We start from the raw sequence: 16,853 nt of genomic DNA on the forward strand, positions 1-16,853 counted from the left end.
GGCGGCTCGGCGGCGGGGGGACTGCAAGCTGGCCGCCCACTCGAGCGCGGGGTTAGCCGGGGAGTAGTTCTGCCAGTCGGTGTCGGGGGACGTCTACCAGGCGTAGGTCCGCTAGGTCCTCGGGGACGTTCAGTGCGGCGTTCGCCAGTCTTGCGTGGGCGCGAGTCAGCAGGTCGGACGGGTGGTCCACTACGTCTGCCGCGACGATTGCGTGGCGGTTGTCCGGGGTGCTGCGGAGCAGGCGCAGCCGGTACTTGTCCGCTACCAGCGAGGTCAGGGCTGCTTGTGCGGCAGCGTCTGCGAGGTCGGGGTGGTTGTTCGGCACCAGCAGCGCCAGGCGGCGGGCGTTCGTGCCCAGCAGGGTGCGCAGGAGCCAGGGGCCTGGATCAGCCGAGAGGTCCATCGCGACGGCGTCGCCCTCGGGGCCGGACGTGGCCCAGCCGACCGGGCGGGTTTCCAGGGCGAGGCCGCCTTGGGAGGCGATTTCTCGGGCGGCTGCCAGGAGGCCCGGTTTGGTGGCGGCCGATTCCACTGATTGCGGGCCGTGGGTGTAGATCGCGGAGCTTCCCTTGCGGGCGAACGATTTCTTGGCCTTCGCAGTCGGCTGGCAGATGTAAAGGTCCGCTGCGCTGCCGATTGCTTGTGCGCCGGTGTAGCGGTTGAAGTCCGGGAGGATCGCTTCGAAGGTGAGGCCCAGAGTGGCGAGCGAGCGTTGTACCTGTGCGCCTAGGGCGGGGTGGCGCGGGCTGTAGCCGTAGGCCAGCAGGATTCGGCCTTCGGTGGGTTCCTTCAAAGCTTGCACTGCGCGTGCGGCGAAGAGGCCCATGCCTTCGGGGGTATAGGGCGGATCGCTGAAGACTAGGTCTGCTTTGCCGGTGAGAGCGGGAGGCAGGCCGACGCGCAGGTCGGCGTGGGCGGTGAAGATGGTGCGTTCGCCGGTGGTGTCCAGGTAGGACAGGACGCGTTCGTCCAGGTCCACTACGGACAGTTCGGCGTCCGGGCACACTGCGCGCACGGCAAGGGAAGTCAGGTCGTGGTCGCCCAGGAACAGGACCTTGCTGCGGCGGAGGTCGTAGCGAGAGTTCAGCCACAATGCGCGGCGCAGCACCGTCTCGGGGGTCGCTTGCACGTGGTCCAGGGCGGCCAGCGGCGGCGGGACGGCGGCGATTCGTTCGGCCAGCATGGTGAGCAGGGCGGGCTGGTCCGCGACTGCGGCGTCGAGGGGGTCGGGCAAAGGAGGCAGGGAGTAAGCGGCGTAGGCGGGGCGCGAGTCGGGGGCGATTCGGACGCCGGCGGGGGAGCGCTCCAGGTCCGGTTCCAGCGCCGCGAGAAGGTCTTCGACGCTTCGGCGCGGGGCGGCGGTGAGCCGCACTAGGTCGGGCAGTTCGTACGAGCCGCTGCGCAGCAGGCCTAGCACTTCGTAGAGCGGGCGGACGGCGGCGCCGTGTGCGGCGAGGACGTCGTCTAGGGCGGTCACGGGGTCCCAGACTAGTCGGCCACCCTGCGGGACGGGCTGCCAAGGCCGCGCGAGTGGGCTACCGTCGGACTCTGCACCGGACGTGGGGAGAAGTCTGTGACCATCGAATTCCGAGATGTCGTCAAACGCTATCCGGACGGCACGGTCGCGGTCGACGGCCTCTCGCTCACCGTGGAAGACGGCACGATCACGGTGTTCGTCGGACCCTCCGGTTGCGGCAAGACCACCTCGCTGCGGATGATCAACCGGATGGTCGAGCCCACCTCGGGCGCGGTGCTGCTGGACGGCAAGGACGTCAGCGAAGGCGACCCGGCGGTGCTGCGCCGCGGCATCGGTTATGTGATCCAGCATGCCGGCCTCTTTCCACACCGGACAGTGCTCGACAACATCGCCACCGTGCCGCTGCTGTCCGGATGGGACAAACGCAAGGCGCGCGCTCGCGCGGGTGAGCTGCTGGAGACGGTCGGGCTCCCGACGGAGCTGGGGAAGCGGTATCCGGCGCAGCTGTCCGGTGGGCAGCAGCAGCGTGTCGGCGTGGCCCGTGCGCTCGCGGCCGATTCGCCGGTGTTGTTGATGGACGAGCCGTTTTCGGCGGTTGACCCGGTGGTTCGCGAAGGGCTGCAGGACGAGCTGCTGCGGCTGCAATCCCAGCTGGGCAAGACAATCGTGTTCGTCACGCACGACATCGACGAGGCTGTGCGGCTCGGCGACAAGGTCGCGGTGATGCGCGTCGGCGGGAAGCTCGCGCAGTACGGCACTCCGGCTGAGGTGCTGCGGCATCCGGTGGACGACTTCGTCGCGTCGTTCGTCGGCCGCGATCGTGGGTATCGCGGGCTTTCGTTCCTTCCGGCGAGCGGCGTCGAGGTGTCGCCGGCTCGCACGATCGATCTCGGCAGCAAGGTCGACGGTCTGTCGGAGGGCTGGCTGCTCGCGGTGAACGACGAGAAGCAGCCGCGCGGGTGGCTGCCGCCAGGATCCACTGTGGACGGTCCGCTCGCGGAAACCGACCTCGTGGCAGGCGGATCGCTGTACGTGCAGGGCACGCCGATCCGCGGGGCGCTCGACGCGGCGCTGTCGTCGCCCGCCAGCCTCGGCGTCGTCGTAGACGAGGAGAACCGCGTGCTCGGGACGGTGGTCGCGCACCAGGTCTTGGATGTAATCGAGGCCTCCCCGCAGGCGTCCTGATGGGCGACTTCTTCGGCGAGCTCGGCCGGTACCTTTCGAGCGCCAACAACCGCGACGAGATTCTCTCCAATCTCCTCGAGAACATCTATCTCGCGCTGGTGCCGCTGGTCGCGGGCATCGTGCTGGCGATCCTGCTCGGCTGGCTCGGGCATCGCTGGCGGCCCGCGCGCAGTGTGCTGCTGGTAGTGGGGAATCTGCTGTACACGATTCCGTCGCTGGCGCTTTTCGTGGTGATTCCCGGCATTATCGGCACGAAGATTCTCGACAGCGTCAACGTGATCGTCGCGCTGACGATCTACACCACCGCGCTGCTGGTGCGTCCGGTGCTCGACGCGCTGGAAGCCGTGCCGCCGCACATCGTCGCGGCCGCCACGGCGATCGGGTATCGCGAGCCGCGCCGGTTCTTCAGCGTCGAACTGCCGCTCTCGGTACCGGTGCTCGCGGCCGGGGTCCGGGTGGCGTCGGTGAGCAATATCAGCCTGGTCAGCGTCGGCGCGCTGATCGGGACCGGCGCGCTGGGCGTGCTGTTCACTGACGGATTCCAGCGGGAGTACTTCTCGCCGATCGTGGTCGGAATCGTGCTGACGATGCTGCTCGCGCTGATCGTCGACCTGCTGCTGGTGGTGCTGCGCAATCTGTTGACGCCCTGGGAGAGAGCGGGTCGCGCGCCGGCCGCGGAGGTGGCGGGATGATCGGCGACGTTTTCACCTGGTTCACCACAGCCGCGAACTGGCAGGGCTCGGGCGGCATTCTCGCTCGGTTGGCCCAGCATGTCGGCTACATCGCGCTGGCGCTGGTCATCGCGCTGGTGATCGCGATCCCGATCGGACTGTTCGTCGGCCACACCGGCCGCGGCGGCGTCGTGCTGGTCGGTGTCGGCAACGCGATCCGCGCGCTGCCGACGCTCGGGCTCGTCACGTTCCTGTTCCTGCTCTTCACCGAAAGCACCACGGCGACGATCATCGGCCTGGTAGTGCTGGCGATCCCGCCGGTGCTGGCTGGGACGTACGCCGGTCTGCAGGCGGCTGAACACGATGTCGTCGACGCCGCGCAGGGTATCGGGATGACCGGCTGGCAGCGGCTGTGGCAAGTCGAGGTGCCGATCGCGCTTCCGTTGGTGCTGGGCGGAATCCGCAACGCGGTACTGCAGCTGATCGCGACCGCGGCGGTGGCCGCGTACGTCGGACTCGGCGGCCTGGGCCGGTTCCTGCTCGACGGACTGGCCATTTTGGACTACACCGAGGTCGTCGCGGGCGCGATTCTCACCGCCCTGCTGGCGATCGTGGTCGACCTGCTGCTCGCCGCGGCGCAGCGGGCGTTGGTGCCCAAGGGGGTCCGGCTGGCCGCACAGGCGGCGTCCGGCCGGGCAGTGGCTGCGGGAGGAGCAGCGTGAAACGGTGGGGGATCCTGGTCGCCGGCTTGGCACTGCTGGCGTCGGCATGCGGAAACCCGCTGTCCGGCGGCGGTGAGGGCGGCAGTACCGGCGATATCATCATCGGTGCTTCCGATGTCGGGGAAAGCTCTTTGCTGGCCCAAATTTATGCCGGGGCTCTGCGCAATGTCGGCGCGCACAACGTGACGGTCCGGCCGCCGGTGGGCAGCCGCGAGGTTGTCGTGAAAGCGTTGCAAGACAAGTCTTTGTCGGTGGTGCCGGATTACTCGGGGAACCTGCTTCGGTATTTCGACAAGAACACCCCGGCGACCACTTCGGAAGATGTCTATGCGCAGCTGAAGCAGAAGATCCCGGCTGGCTTTGAAGTTCTCGCGCAGTCACCCGCGCAGGACAAGGATTTGCTCGTGGTGGGCAAGGAACTCGCGGCCACCGGGGTGAAGACGTTCTCCGACCTGGGACCGCGCTGCAAGGACCTGGTGATGGGCGGGCCGGGGCAGTGGAGCAGTCGGTGGAAGGACCGGATCAAGCAACTGTACGGGTGCGAATTCAAGGAAATCCGCACCACGGACACCGGCGGCCCGGTGACGGTGGCGGCGCTGAAGTCGGGCGATGTGCAGGTAGCGGATTTGTTCAGCACGTCGGCGACTATTGCGTCCAATGGGTTTGTGCCGTTGGAGGATGACAAGCACATGTTCCCGGCGCAGAACATCGTGCCGTTGGTGTCGCGGGGCACGCTGAACGACGCCGAGACGGCTGCGTTGAACCGGGTTTCGGCGGCGTTGACTACTGAGCAGTTGACTGAGTTGAATGTGCAGTACACGGATGAGAAGCGGAACGCCAAGGATGTCGCTGAGGAGTTTTTGCGGCGGAATGGGTTGAAGTCTTAGCTGAGCGCGGTGTATTCGGGTGGTGGGTTGAGTAGCTCTGGGTGCTTGGTCCAGTAGAGCTCGCCGCGGTGCTGCATGACCCAGGCGAAGTGGCGGCGTTCGTCTTCGAGGTTGTCGACGTATTCTTCCTCTGTCACTGCTCGGGGATCACTGCTTTCTCGATAGCCTCGAAAATGTCCGCGTCGGTCTCCTGCTGCCACTGCGGGAGCTGATCCCAGTCCGCGACATACGCTGGCTTCGGGTCCGGGATGTGCTGGTGAATCTGCGCGATCCAGCACAACGCCACGAAGCGGCTCTTCTGTGAGCGGCTCAGTTTCGCAGTGCTGCCACCGGAAATCTCGACGAACTGACGAACCTGCGCGTAGACCGCGGCGGCGCTGGCTCGCTCCCATCCTGGCGTTTCTTCCCACGGCGTGACGTAACCAGGCTTGGGCTCGCCGGGGAAATGCCGCTTGACGCCGGCAATCCAGGCTTCGCGGAAGATCCGGCCGGGTTCCTCAGGCACGATGGCGCTCCTTGCAGGTCAGACGACCGAGACGGTCTTGAGCTGGACGATTTGCTGGTCGAGATGCCGGACGTGACCGTCTGCCAGGAACGGCTTCAGTTGCGGCCGGAGGTTGTGCAGCATCCGCCCCACGTAGCCGGCCGAGCCGGTTTGCCGGGCGGCGTCGAGAGCGGCGTTGCCGTACATGACGAGCTGGTCGGTGTCTCGGCGCTGTACGCCGACCAAGGCGAGGTCAGCCAGAAGACTTCCTCGCCTGCGGGCGGAAACGGTCCGGTCGAGCGCGTCGGCAAGCGCGACTTCCGCTAGTTCGGGGCGGCGCAGCTCGACGTAGCAGCGGCCGCGTTCTTCGGCCAGCCGCGAACCTTCGAACCGCAGCCAGCCGCTCGTGCGCGCTGGGCCGCTGAGGTGCGTGACCTGTTCGGCCGCGTCGAGGGCGCGCTCGCATGCTGTGAGGTCGCCGAGCCCCGCATAGGTCTGTGCTTGCACCGCAGCGACCCAGGGCCGGGTAGCAAGGCCGGAGTCGCCGCGTTTGGCGAGGAAGGCAGCGCCGTTGAGAAGCGGTGCCGCGTCAGTGAATCGGCGCTCGTAGACACCAAGAAAGGCGTGCCTGGTCAGGGCACAGGCCCATAGATCGAAGGCTTCCGCCTCCTTGCTGGCATTCGCGGCCAAGGAGTAGCACTGCGCCGCGTCCGGGTATTGGTCGCTGTCGAAGAAGATCTCGCCGCAGAGCTGGAACAAGTCTCCCGCGAGCTGGCACAGCCGCCGTCGCCCGGCCTGAGTTTGCGGCTCGTGCAGTGCCTGGTTGAGAACGGACAGCTGGCTGCGCACCACCGGGGAAGCCAGGCGTTTGGACTTGGATTGCGCGAAAGCCTGCCAGAGCCGCTCGTTGACCTTGCCGTATTCGTCGAGCGTTCCCGGATCGAGCTTGGCCGGGCGGGACCCGGCGGCCTCCAGCCGGTCGAGATCAAGCTGATCCGCGGCGGGTAGGGCGAGCAGGCTGCTGGCGAGGCTCAGCAGGCGCAACACTTCGCGACGGTTCACGTCGTCTCGCCCTTCGTCGACCACGGGCTCCGGGTCTGGGCCGGCGGTTGGCACCTTGAACCACAACAGGTCGACCGGGATTCGAAGAACACCAGCCCACTGTATGAGCGTGGCGAGGTCTTGCGGAGCCGGCCCGTTCTCGATCCGGCTCAGTTGCGGCTGCGTGAGGCCGAACCATCCCGCGACCACACCCTGTGACAGCGGGCGACCGTGCCACGGGTGGTAGCGGTAGGCCTGGATGACCCGGCCCATGTGCCAGGCGTCGACCGCCTCCCGAACCTGGTCGGTGTGCCAGAATTCCACCGGTACGTTCGGGGCGCTGACCAGCGTGTTCCGCCGCTGGTCGCGGCAGGCCGAGCACAGGCTGCCGCGGTGATCTCCGGCCAGCCGCGCTCCGCAGCGACAGTGCTGCGCGGTCGGGCGTATCCCCATCTCGTACCCGGTCCTTACTTCGTGTGAAGTGTCTGTGGCTCCGTGTGTCACCAGCCTAGACAGTCGATATGCGCGGCGCGTATGCGTCGCGCGCATTTTTTCCACTGAAAGATCGCGATAGCCGCTGTCGGCAGCCCCGGCGAACCTTGGGCAAGGACACCGGCGAGCGACGACGGAGGTTGGGATGGATGCAGTGATTTACCTGGATCTCGCACATATTCACCCGGTTGTCGGACGCATCTGGCATCGGACCGACGTGGCTGCGGTCCCGGAACCGGGGCAGTCGGTGACCATGCTGTGCGGGCTGATCGCCTTCGCGGCGTTCGAACGCTACGACCAGCGAAGCGCGAACGGTCCGCTCAGGCAGTGCCCGTACTGCGACCTGATTTATCGCCAGTCGCTCGGCTGGGTCGTTCCTCCCGGGAACTCGGCTCCTCGTCGACGTTGAGAATTTTTCCGGCAACAACCAGAGGACGACATGCGAGGCACGAGTGCGCTGACACCGCGTGCGAGAGCCCTTGGCGCCGCGCTGCGTCGCGCGCGGGTCGATGCGCGGTTCGGGTTGCGAGAGCTAGCGCGGCGGGTTGGCATCAATGCCGCGCTCTTGTCGAACTGGGAGCAGGCGCTGCGAGTGCCCAGCGTGGACGATGTAGCCGGTCTTCTAGGCGCGCTTGGGGTTACTGGTCAGCGCAAAGAAGAATTGCTCGGCTTGGCGCGTGGTGTCCTGGGGCCGAATTGGGTTGCCGATAGCGGCCAAACGGTGGCTGACATCGTCTCGTCGCTCGAGCGGACGGCCGCCGCCGTGATCGCCTGGCATCCGCTCCTCATCCCTCGCGTACTGCAAACCGCTGAATATGGCCGCATCGCGGCATCCGCCGTGCCCTACGGTTGTTCGGCTCCGACTGAAGCCTATGTCGGAGAAAACGCTCTCTCCACTGTGGTGGGTGGCTCGGACACGATGGGACGCCAGATCTGTTTCCTGGCTGAAACCGCAGCTGCGGAAGAAGGTCCCATAGTGCGAGTCGTCCCGGCGAGCGTCGGCTGGCATCCCGCACTGTCGGGGCCGTTTACCCTGTATCGAACGGCTAATGCGGCCGTGGTGCATTGCCAACACCACGACGCTGCCACGTTTCTCTTTGAGAATAAGGAGAACGGCAGGCATCAGCCTGTGGTCGCGTCACTGCGCAGGCTGGCCCTGAGCGAGCAAGAGACTGTGGAATTCCTTCTCAGGAAGGCTCAAAGCCGGTCGAAGGCCGCAGCGTAGCGGAACGCTCCTCGGTTTTCCGGGGCGTACGCCGCCAGCCGGAGGGCCTGGAAGTGCGGAGCCCATTCCGGCACCGGGGGCGTGATGCCGAGCGTTTCGGCCAGCACGAAGCCGAAGCGGGAGTAATAGCCCGGGTCGCCCAGCAGGATGATCAGGCCGTACCCCAGGGCATTGGCCGCACCGATCGTCGCGTGGACCAGTGCTGAGCCAGCCCCGCTGCGTTGGTGGTCGGGGAGGACGCCCAGCGGGCCGAAACCGATGGCGGATTCCGGATCGTCTCCGAGGTGGCCTGGGCTGGAGCAGGCGTGACCGATCAGCTCGCCGTCGCGGTGGGCGACGAACGAGAGGGCGGGGAGCAGATCGCCGTCCGCGGTTAGTTCGGTGACTAGCTTCGCTTCGGGGATTTCGCCGGTGACGTCCTTGTTGTGGGCACGGAAGGCGGCGGTGTGCACGGCGTGGATCGCGGGTGCGTCGTCGGCGGTCGACTGGCGGATCTGCATGCCGTTCAGTCTCCCTGAGCGGCGGGCTGCGCGGAAATTGATTTCAGGGCTGGACGGTCGTCGCGCATGAAAAGCAGAACCGCCGCTCCTACAAGCGGTCCGGCGGCCAGGGTGAGGAAAGCCGCGTAGAACGAGCCGGTCGCGTGGAAGACCGGGCCCACCACCGCGGGCACGATGACGCTGCCCAGCTGCCAGAAGGCGTTCACGGCACCGGCGGCGGAACCGGCCAGGCGGGGGCCGGTCAGGGCAGGGATCATGGCGGCGGTCAGGGGGCTGTACGCGTAGGCACCGATGCCGAGAACCGGGGCCACGACAAGGAAAGCGCCGTAGCTGTTCAGGGAACCGAAGACCAACAGCGCCGCGCCGAAGAGGATGAGCACGGCGATGATGGGGATTCGCCTGCCCAGGCCGATTTTGTCGGTGAGCCAGCCGATCAGCGGTTTGATGACTACCGCCGTCCCGGAGAAGATCACCAGGACTACGCCCGCCCGCACGGGGTCGATGTGTTCGCCTCGGATCATCAGGGTGTTGGACCACGTGACGAAACCGTAGGTGCCCCACAGGCCGCCGAAACCGGCCAAACCCAGCAGCAGCAGGTCGCGGTTGCGGAAAAGCGGGCGTGGGTTCGGCAGGGTGCGGCGGTCTGTCGAGGGGGTGCCGTTGCGGATGAAGGCCAGACACAGCAGGCCGAGTACGACAGTGACTCCGCCGAACAGGTGGTACGACACTGGCCAGCCGCTGTTCTTCACCAGGGTGGGGACGACGGCGTTCGCTACAACGGTTCCTAGCGACGTCGCGGTCATGAAGACGCCGCTCGCCAGGCCGTGCTCCTCCGGGCGGAACCAGGTGGTGATCAGCTTGAGCCCGGCGGAGAAGTCGACCCCGGCGAAGAGGCCGAGCAGGGCTTGCAGGACCAGGCCCCAGGCAATGGAGGTGGTGGAGCCGAACCCCACCATCAGGACGCCCGCGACCAGGGAACTGATGCCGAGGATGGCGCGGCTGCCCAGCCAATCGGAGAGGAAGCCGCCCGCGGTGTTGGAGATGACGTAGCCGATGTAGTAGCAGGTGGCGAAGATCCCGAGCGCGGCCAGCGGGACGCCGAGCGAATCGCTGACCGCCGACGACGCCGGGCCCCACGTCGACCGGTCTACCGAGGTCATCGTGAACACTGCCCAGCAGAGCAGCAGGACGACCCAGCGATAGCGGCTCGGCATGGGGGCTCCTTCGGCCTGGGGACGATCAGGGAAGGTTCTCGTTACCGGGTCGACGGGTCAAGCCACCGCGTCTTGGCGGTGCAGTTCGGCGCGGATCGCGCGGACGTCGTGGGCTCGGCCGTCGATGTACTGTGCGGCGGCGATCCCCGCCGCGTGGCCGGTCGCGAAGGCGGTGCCCATGACTCGGACTGAGGCGTACGCGTCGTCGTCGGAGCTGGTCAGGCGGCCGACGGCCCAGAGGTTCGCGGTGTCGGCGGAGCAGATCGCGCCGTAGGGGAGGTCGTACCAGCCTCGGTCGGCGATCGGTTCGTAGCGGGTGACGCCCGGGCCCGCGTGGTCTTCGATCGGCCAGCCGCAGCGGCCGATGGACGCGTCCGGACGCTTGCGAGCGGTCAGGACGTCGCGGCCGGTGAGTTGTTCGCGGCCGACCAGGTGACGTCCTTCGCGGATGCCCAGCTGTGGCCCGGTTTCCTCGAGGCGGGCCGACGACCAGCCGGCCAGGTGTTTGCGCAGGGCGTCCAGGTATTGCCAAGCCTGCCGTCGCGCGTTGGCTTCGTCGCGGCTTAGCGCGGCGGCGTCCAGGACGTCGGTGTGCTCGTCCACAAGCAGCGCGATTACGTTGCGGGTCAAGGGAAGATGCACGGCGATGCCGTAGTCGCGAGGCAGCTGGATGCCGGTTTCTCGTTGGTACGCGGCAACTGCGGCGCGCAGGCCCTCGCGCGAAAGGTCGGCGTCTTCGGGAACGCCGGAGAATCGGCAGACGAGCGTGCTGGTCTGCCGGTCGCTCAGCGGCGCGACGCGGACGGCGGCTCCGGCGGCGGCCAGGAGTGCGCCGTCGCCGCTGGCGTCGATGAACGCGCCGGCGGTGACGCGTTCGAGGCCGCCGCGGTGGTGCAGTTCGACCTCGGTGACGACGCCGTGCGTCCGCTTCGCGCCGATGAGCTTGGTGTGCAGGAGGACGTCCACGCCGGCGTCGGCGGCCAGCTCGTCGTAGACCAGTTTGGTGGTCTCCAGGTCGAGCAGGACGATCTTGTTGCCGGTCCAGCCCATCGTCTTTTCTTCGTAGGCGCCGCGCCGGCGCAGCCGCCGCAGCACCTCCTCGCCGACGCCCGCGACGACCTGCTCGCCGGTCTGGTCGAAGAAACCGCACAGGGTCAGCACGGAACTGATCGTCGCCGCGCCGCCAAGGTACGGGTACTGCTCGACCAGCAGCACCCGCGCCCCGGTCCGCGCCGCCCCGGCCGCGGAGGCGATACCCCCAGCACCGCCTCCGACTACGACGACGTCGTAGTGCACTTCGGTCCTCCTCGGTGTTTGTCAACCAGTCAACTTGGTCCGGCCGGAGCGTCGCCACTGCCTTTACGGCACCCCGGGCATAACCGGAAGGTATAGCTATGAAGTCGAGAAAGTATGAAACTCATACAAGTTGGCGTACGCTCGAAGCCATGGACACCAAGGCAGCCGGATACCGGCGCAAGGTCAACACGATCAACCGGGTCATCACCGCCCTGCAGCGCGCGGGGCTCGCGTTCGGGCCGATGGAGCTGCTCACCGTCCCCGGGCGGCGCAGCGGCGAGCCGCGGACGTTTCCGTTGGCAGTATTGAAAGTTCAGGGCGAGCAGTACCTGATCCAGGCGTTCCCGAAGGCGGCGTGGGTGGCGAATGTGCGGGCGGCCGGGGCCGGGACGCTGTCTCGCGGGCGTCGGTCGCGACGGGTGCGGTTCGTGGAACTGCCGGTCGGGGAACGGGGGCCGGTGCTGCGCGAGGTAGTGGCGGGCGGACCGGCGAGCGTGGGGAAGCGTTACGTGACGACTGGGTTGGCGGAGTCGCCGACGCCGGACGGGGTCGCGGCGGCCGCGGCTGCGGGGAGGATCGCGGTGTTCCGGGTGGAACCCGCCTGACAACGGCGAAGGCCGCCGCGGGAACGGATCCCGCGGCGGCCTTCGGAGCAAGCGAAAATCAGTCGAACGCCTTGGCGATCAACGCCTTCTGCTCGACCTCGTGCACCTTCGACGAACCGGCCGACGGGGCGGCCATCGGGCGGCGCGCCACCACGTCAAGCCCGCCGAAGAACTCCGGGAACTTCCGGGGCAGGTTGAGGCCGAAGAACGGCCACGCGCCCTGGTTTTCCGGCTCCTCCTGGACCCACGCGATCTGCTGGGCGTTCGTGTAGCGCTCCACCGCGGCCAGCAGCTTCTTCTTCGGCAGCGGGTAGTACTGCTCGATCCGCACGATCGCGACGTCGTCCGCGCCGCGCTTCTCGCGTTCGGCCACCAGCTCCCAGTAGAGCTTGCCCGAGGTGAGCAGCACCTTGCGGACCTTCGCCGGGTCCTGCGTCGCGTCGTCGATGACCGACATGAACCGGCTCTGGCCGGTGACGTCCTCGACCGTCGACGTGGCCGCCTTGTTCCGCAGCATCGACTTCGGGGTGAAGACGATCAGCGGACGCTGGATGCCGTCGAGGGCGTGCCGGCGCAGCAGGTGGAAGTAGTTCGCCGGGGTGGAGGGCACCGCGACGGTCATCGACGCTTCCGCGCACAGCGCCATGAACCGCTCGATCCGGCCGGACGTGTGGTCCGGGCCCTGGCCCTCGTGGCCGTGCGGCAGCAGCAGCACGACGTCCGAGCGCTGGCCCCACTTGGCCTCGCCGGAGGAGATGTACTCGTCGATCACGGTCTGCGCGCCGTTGACGAAGTCGCCGAACTGCGCTTCCCACATCACCAGCGCCTCGGAGTTCGCCACCGAGTAGCCGTACTCGAAGCCGACCGCCGCGTACTCCGACAGCGCCGAGTCGTAGATCATCACGCGGCCCTGGCCGTCGGCCAGGTGCTGCAGCGGCGAGTACTCCTGGCCGTTCTTGCGGTCGATGAACACCGAGTGCCGCTGGGTGAAGGTGCCGCGGCGGGAGTCCTGGCCGGACAGCCGCACGAGACGGCCTTCCAGCGCCAGCGACCCGAACGCGAGCAGTTCGCCGAACGCCCAGTCGATGCCGCCTTCGCGGGACATCTTGTGGCGGCGCTCCATGACCGGCTTGACCCGCGGGTGCGGGGTGAAGCCCTCGGGCAGGTTGACGAACGCGTCGCCGATCTGCTCGACGACCTCGCGCGACACGGCGGTGGTGACCTTCGCCGGGATCTGCTGCTCGCCCTCGACCGACGGGCTCGCCTTCGCCGGGTGCCGCTCGAGTTCGCGGACCTCGTTGAAGACGTGCTCGAGCTGGCTCGAGAAGTCGCGCAGCGCGGCCTCGGCCTCTTCGACGGAGATGTCGCCCCGGCCGATCAGCGATTCGGTGTAGGTCTTCCGGACCGAACGCTTGGAATCGATGATGTCGTACATCGCCGGCTGCGTCATCGAGGGGTCGTCGCCCTCGTTGTGGCCGCGGCGGCGGTAGCAGACCAGGTCGATCACGACGTCCTTGTGGAACGCCTGGCGGTAGTCGACCGCCAGCTTCGCGACCCAGTGTGCGGCTTCGGGGTCGTCGCCGTTCACGTGGAAGACCGGCGCGCCGATCATCTTCGCGACGTCGGTGGCGTACTGGCTGGACCGCGAGTGCTCCGGCGCGGTGGTGAAGCCGACCTGGTTGTTGACGACGACGTGCACGGTGCCGCCGGTGCGGTAGCCGCGCAGCAGCGCCAGGTTCAGGGTCTCGGCCACGACGCCCTGGCCCGCGAAGGCCGCGTCGCCGTGCATCAGCACCGGCAGCACGGTGTAGCCCTCGCCGCCCTTGTCGAGGACGTCCTGCTTGGCGCGGACGATGCCCTCGAGCACCGGGTCGACGGTCTCCAGGTGCGACGGGTTGGACGCCAGCGACACCCGGGTCTCGCCGTCGCCGAACATCCGGAAGTACTTGCCCTCGGCCCCGAGGTGGTACTTCACGTCGCCGGAGCCGTGCGCCTGTCCCGGGTCGAGGTTGCCCTCGAACTCCTGGAAGATCTGGCTGATCGGCTTGCCGACGATGTTCGCCAGCACGTTCAGCCGGCCGCGGTGCGGCATGCCGATGACGACCTCGTCGAGTTCGTGCTCGGCGGCCTTGTCCAGGATGGTGTCCAGCAGCGGGATCGCGGTCTCGCCGCCTTCGAGCGAGAACCGCTTCTGGCCGACGTACTTGGTCTGCAGGAAGGTCTCGAACGCCTCGGCGGCGTTGAGCTTCGACAGGATGTACTTCTGCGCGGACGGCTCCGGCTTGCTGTGCCGGACCTCGACGCGCTCCTGGATCCAGCCGCGCTCCTCGGGGTCGAGGATGTGCGTGTACTCCACGCCGACCGTGCGGCAGTAGGAGTCGCGCAGCACGCCGAGGATGTCGCGCAGCTTCATCCGCTCGCGGCTGGAGAAGTCGCCGACCGCGAACTCGCGGTCCAGGTCCCACAGGGTCAGGCCGTGGCTGAGCACGTCCAGGTCGTGGTGGCTGCGCTGGCGGTAGTTCAGCGGGTCGGTGTCGGCCATCAGGTGGCCGCGCATCCGGAACGCCTCGATCAGCTCCATGACGCGCGCGGTCTTGTCGACCGGGCCGTCCGGGATGTCGGCGACCCAGCGGATCGGCTCGTACGGCAGCCGCAGGCTGGTGAAGACGTCGTCGTAGAAGCCGTCCTCGCCGAGCAGCAGTTCGTGAATGCGCTTCAGGAACTCGCCGGACTCCGCGCCCTGGATGATGCGGTGGTCATAGGTCGAGGTCAGCGTCATGATCTTGCTGACCGCGAGGTCGACGAGAGTCTTCTCGCTGGTGCCCTCGAACGACGCCGGGTACTGCATCGCGCCGACGCCGATGATCGCGCCCTGGCCCGCCTGCAGCCGCGGCACCGAGTGGTTCGTGCCGATGCCGCCCGGGTTGGTGAGCGAGATGGTGGTGCCCGCGAAGTCGTCCGCGGTGAGCTTGTTCGTGCGGGCCTTCTTGACGATCTCCTCGTAGGCCTGCCAGAACTGCATGAACGTCATGTTCTCGGTGGCCTTGATGGAGGCCACGACGAGCGTGCGGGAGTCGTCCTTGCCCTTCATGTCGATGGCAAGGCCGAAGTTCACGTGCTCCGGCGTGATCGCGAACGGCTTCCCGTCGATCAGCTGGTAGTGCCGGTTCATGTTCGGGAAGTCCTTCAGCGCCCGCACCATGGCGTAGCCGATGAGGTGCGTGAAGGAGATCTTGCCGCCGCGGGTGCGCTTGAGGTGGTTGTTGATGACGATGCGGTTGTCCGCCATCAGCTTCGCCGGGACCGCGCGCACGCTGGTCGCGGTGGGCACGGCGAGCGAGGCGTCCATGTTCTTGGCGATCGCCGCGGCGGCGCCGCGCAGCTGCTTGGATTCCGGCGCGGACTTGGCTGCCGGAGCGGCCGCCGCGGGCTTCGCCGCCGGGGCGGGCTTGGCGGCCGGGGCCTTCGCCGCCGGAGCCTTGGCCGCGGGGGCGCTGGCCGGCGGGGCAGCCGGGGTCTTGGCGGACGGGGCGGGCTTGGCGGCGGGGGCCGGCGCGGAGGCCTTGACCTCTCCGTTCCCTCCCGCTTGCGTGCCGTTGCCGCCTGGAGTGGGCTTGTAGTCGGCGAAGAAATCGTGCCAGGCGGCGTCTACCGACTGGGGGTCCGCGAGAAACCGCTCGTACATTTCTTCGACGAGCCACTCATTGGCACCGAACTGCGATGCGGGACTGCTGCTGGCCACGGCTGGCTCTCGCCTCTATCCATTCTCGATCCGATATCACAAGCATCTGCTGACCGCCAGGCTAGTCCCCTGCCGGTGGCCCGAAACACGCCACCTGGACGCTCGTGAGACAGGTCATTGTCTGGATCGGTTGAGAGGCCCAGCCTGACAGACAGCAGGGACCACCGTACGCGTCGCAAGAGCCGAATGCCGTCACCTCGGCCGGTTTGGGGTGATCCCGGACACAGCGCGTGCCCGGTGTCACAGCCCGCTCGGCTGGATGTGGCGGGGCGGGCGGTTGTGGTCCGGGTTGGTCCGGACCACGTGCGTGTGGTTTCGCGCAGGTCGGCTGGTTTGGGGCCTGGTGCGCGGGGCCCGTTGCGCGACGGGTGGGCGCCTTGTTGGTGAGCCGGTCGCTGGGCCTGAGCCGGGTTGGCGGCTGAGTCGGGTTGGCGACTGGTGCGGGCTGGCGGAGGGTCCGGGGTCGCGGCGGGTGCGGGGTTGCGGCTGCTGCGGGCTGGCGGCTGGCGCAGGTTGGCGGCTGCTGCGGACTGGCGACTGGCGCGGGTTGGCGGCTGGTGCAGGTTGGCGGTGCTGCGAGCTGGCGGCGGGTGCGGACTGGCGACTGGTGCGGGGTTGCGGCGAAGCCGGGCGGCACGTCGTGGCGGAGGCTTCGGCGTGGTCCGCGCCGTGCTGTGCGTCGGCCGTCGCGGTGCTCGCGTGGCCCCGAAGCGGGCGTCCGATGCGGGTCCTGGCGCGGCGGTGCGCGGTCGTCCGCGCCTGTTCCGGCCGAGTTGGGGTTTGCGTAGCGGGTCGTTCACTGTGCGGTGTTGTGCTGTCGAAAGGCTGCGGCCTCCCTCGGGCGCAGCGGTTTTCGAGGCGCGAGGCGGTGATGACGCGATGTGGCTGGTCGAATGTCCGTCGTTCTGGGACCAGGGCTTGATTCGCCCGCTCGTCACCGAGCACGGCAAGGTCGTGCTGATGTGCGATTCCTGCACCGCGGGTGTGGCGCACCCCGTCCGGCATCGACGAGTTCGAGCACGTCGAGCCGGAGGCGCCCGAGTGGTCGATCGGCTCGGACACGCACGTTCGTCCCGGGACGACTCGCTGGGCCGAGCTGGCCGATGTCGCCTCCGCCGGCTGGGGCGACCTCCGGTGGCGCGAACTGCCCTGACCCCGCGGTCTCCGAGCTGCCCTGGCCTCGCGGTCTCTCTGAAGCTGTCCTGCCTGTCTCGTCCTTGGGCCTAGCCCCGTCGCCTGGGCCCGTTTGGCGCGCCTTCTCGCGGCGGTCCCGGAATGCCCTCCCTGTCGCCGGTAGTCAGTGTTACTATCT

At 68.0% G+C, this 16,853-nt stretch carries 16 protein-coding genes; 8 read left to right on the forward strand and 8 right to left on the reverse strand.

Annotated features, from left to right (window positions below; all coding sequences use genetic code 11):
• Nucleotides 1–52 precede the first annotated feature (52 nt).
• Nucleotides 53–1,477: a bis-aminopropyl spermidine synthase family protein gene (locus tag ABD156_RS12045; protein ID WP_344270858.1), complete on the reverse strand. Its 1,425-nt coding sequence runs from the start codon at nt 1,475–1,477 to the stop codon at nt 53–55.
• Between the two features lie 96 nt (nt 1,478–1,573).
• Between ABD156_RS12045 and ABD156_RS12050 the strand changes: the two genes are divergently transcribed.
• The 4 genes from ABD156_RS12050 to ABD156_RS12065 are packed head-to-tail and all read left to right on the forward strand — an operon-like array spanning nt 1,574 to nt 4,942.
• Nucleotides 1,574–2,662, forward strand: coding sequence for an ABC transporter ATP-binding protein (locus ABD156_RS12050; protein WP_344270861.1), 1,089 nt, complete (start codon nt 1,574–1,576; stop codon nt 2,660–2,662).
• The gene (locus tag ABD156_RS12055) at nt 2,662–3,354 is read left to right on the forward strand and encodes an ABC transporter permease (protein ID WP_344270864.1); all 693 of its coding nucleotides are present in this window, start codon (nt 2,662–2,664) and stop codon (nt 3,352–3,354) included. Before ABD156_RS12050 ends, ABD156_RS12055 begins: the two co-directional genes overlap by 1 nt.
• Nucleotides 3,351–4,055 carry an ABC transporter permease gene (locus ABD156_RS12060; protein ID WP_344270867.1) on the forward strand — a complete coding sequence of 235 codons (705 nt, stop codon included), beginning with the start codon at nt 3,351–3,353 and terminating at the stop codon, nt 4,053–4,055. Before ABD156_RS12055 ends, ABD156_RS12060 begins: the two co-directional genes overlap by 4 nt.
• The gene (locus ABD156_RS12065; protein ID WP_344270870.1) at nt 4,052–4,942 is read left to right on the forward strand and encodes an ABC transporter substrate-binding protein; all 891 of its coding nucleotides are present in this window, start codon (nt 4,052–4,054) and stop codon (nt 4,940–4,942) included. The genes ABD156_RS12060 and ABD156_RS12065 overlap by 4 nt, the downstream gene beginning before the upstream one ends.
• Here ABD156_RS12065 and ABD156_RS12070 read toward each other — a convergent pair.
• From ABD156_RS12070 to ABD156_RS12080, 3 genes are read right to left on the reverse strand one after another with little or no spacing between them, the layout of a single operon-like run.
• Nucleotides 4,939–5,079 (reverse strand): hypothetical protein, encoded by a 141-nt coding sequence (locus ABD156_RS12070; protein WP_344270872.1) that lies wholly within the window; start codon nt 5,077–5,079, stop codon nt 4,939–4,941. The genes ABD156_RS12065 and ABD156_RS12070 overlap by 4 nt on opposite strands.
• Entirely contained in the window at nt 5,076–5,447 is a 372-nt protein-coding gene (locus tag ABD156_RS12075; protein ID WP_344270875.1) for a hypothetical protein, read from the reverse strand. Before ABD156_RS12075 ends, ABD156_RS12070 begins: the two co-directional genes overlap by 4 nt.
• An 18-nt stretch (nt 5,448–5,465) precedes the next feature.
• Nucleotides 5,466–7,016, reverse strand: coding sequence for a helix-turn-helix domain-containing protein (locus ABD156_RS12080; RefSeq protein ID WP_344270878.1), 1,551 nt, complete (start codon nt 7,014–7,016; stop codon nt 5,466–5,468).
• An 88-nt stretch (nt 7,017–7,104) separates the two neighbouring features.
• Between ABD156_RS12080 and ABD156_RS12085 the strand changes: the two genes are divergently transcribed.
• Both ABD156_RS12085 and ABD156_RS12090 read left to right on the forward strand, forming a co-directional pair.
• Complete coding sequence (locus tag ABD156_RS12085) at nt 7,105–7,368, forward strand: hypothetical protein (protein ID WP_344270881.1); 264 nt, start codon at nt 7,105–7,107, stop codon at nt 7,366–7,368.
• Between the two features lie 30 nt (nt 7,369–7,398).
• A complete protein-coding gene (locus tag ABD156_RS12090) occupies nt 7,399–8,184 on the forward strand; it encodes a Scr1 family TA system antitoxin-like transcriptional regulator (protein ID WP_344270884.1) in 786 nt (261 codons plus the stop codon).
• Here ABD156_RS12090 and ABD156_RS12095 read toward each other — a convergent pair.
• From ABD156_RS12095 to ABD156_RS12105, 3 genes are read right to left on the reverse strand one after another with little or no spacing between them, the layout of a single operon-like run.
• Nucleotides 8,157–8,684, reverse strand: coding sequence for a GNAT family N-acetyltransferase (locus ABD156_RS12095; RefSeq protein WP_344270887.1), 528 nt, complete (start codon nt 8,682–8,684; stop codon nt 8,157–8,159). The genes ABD156_RS12090 and ABD156_RS12095 overlap by 28 nt on opposite strands.
• A gap of 5 nt (nt 8,685–8,689) precedes the next feature.
• Complete coding sequence (locus ABD156_RS12100; protein ID WP_344270889.1) at nt 8,690–9,898, reverse strand: MFS transporter; 1,209 nt, start codon at nt 9,896–9,898, stop codon at nt 8,690–8,692.
• Between the two features lie 57 nt (nt 9,899–9,955).
• The gene (locus ABD156_RS12105; protein ID WP_344270892.1) at nt 9,956–11,194 is read right to left on the reverse strand and encodes an FAD-dependent oxidoreductase; all 1,239 of its coding nucleotides are present in this window, start codon (nt 11,192–11,194) and stop codon (nt 9,956–9,958) included.
• A gap of 149 nt (nt 11,195–11,343) precedes the next feature.
• On the opposite strand from ABD156_RS12105, the gene ABD156_RS12110 reads away from it, so the two are divergent.
• Nucleotides 11,344–11,799 carry a nitroreductase family deazaflavin-dependent oxidoreductase gene (locus ABD156_RS12110; protein ID WP_344270895.1) on the forward strand — a complete coding sequence of 152 codons (456 nt, stop codon included), beginning with the start codon at nt 11,344–11,346 and terminating at the stop codon, nt 11,797–11,799.
• A 58-nt stretch (nt 11,800–11,857) separates the two neighbouring features.
• Here the strand turns inward: ABD156_RS12110 and ABD156_RS12115 are convergent, their stop codons facing one another.
• Entirely contained in the window at nt 11,858–15,541 is a 3,684-nt protein-coding gene (locus ABD156_RS12115) for a multifunctional oxoglutarate decarboxylase/oxoglutarate dehydrogenase thiamine pyrophosphate-binding subunit/dihydrolipoyllysine-residue succinyltransferase subunit (protein WP_344270898.1), read from the reverse strand.
• Nucleotides 15,542–16,523: 982 nt separating this feature from the next.
• On the opposite strand from ABD156_RS12115, the gene ABD156_RS12120 reads away from it, so the two are divergent.
• The gene (locus ABD156_RS12120; RefSeq protein WP_344270901.1) at nt 16,524–16,694 is read left to right on the forward strand and encodes a hypothetical protein; all 171 of its coding nucleotides are present in this window, start codon (nt 16,524–16,526) and stop codon (nt 16,692–16,694) included.
• The last annotated feature ends 159 nt before the right edge of the window (nt 16,695–16,853 follow it).

The organism is Amycolatopsis albidoflavus (assembly GCF_039525725.1).
Lineage (GTDB): Bacteria > Actinomycetota > Actinomycetes > Mycobacteriales > Pseudonocardiaceae > Amycolatopsis > Amycolatopsis albidoflava.

Excerpts from the sequence above, each read along its gene's own strand:
- ABD156_RS12055 (WP_344270864.1), top strand. The coding sequence starts at position 2,662 with ATGGGCGACTTCTTCGGCGAGCTCGGCCGGTACCTTTCGAGCGCCAAC.
- ABD156_RS12060 (WP_344270867.1), top strand. The coding sequence starts at position 3,351 with ATGATCGGCGACGTTTTCACCTGGTTCACCACAGCCGCGAACTGGCAG.
- ABD156_RS12080 (WP_344270878.1), bottom strand. The coding sequence starts at position 7,016 with ATGCGCGCGACGCATACGCGCCGCGCATATCGACTGTCTAGGCTGGTG.
- ABD156_RS12085 (WP_344270881.1), top strand. The coding sequence starts at position 7,105 with ATGGATGCAGTGATTTACCTGGATCTCGCACATATTCACCCGGTTGTC.
- ABD156_RS12090 (WP_344270884.1), top strand. The coding sequence starts at position 7,399 with ATGCGAGGCACGAGTGCGCTGACACCGCGTGCGAGAGCCCTTGGCGCC.
- ABD156_RS12095 (WP_344270887.1), bottom strand. The coding sequence starts at position 8,684 with ATGCAGATCCGCCAGTCGACCGCCGACGACGCACCCGCGATCCACGCC.
- ABD156_RS12100 (WP_344270889.1), bottom strand. The coding sequence starts at position 9,898 with ATGCCGAGCCGCTATCGCTGGGTCGTCCTGCTGCTCTGCTGGGCAGTG.
- ABD156_RS12110 (WP_344270895.1), top strand. The coding sequence starts at position 11,344 with ATGGACACCAAGGCAGCCGGATACCGGCGCAAGGTCAACACGATCAAC.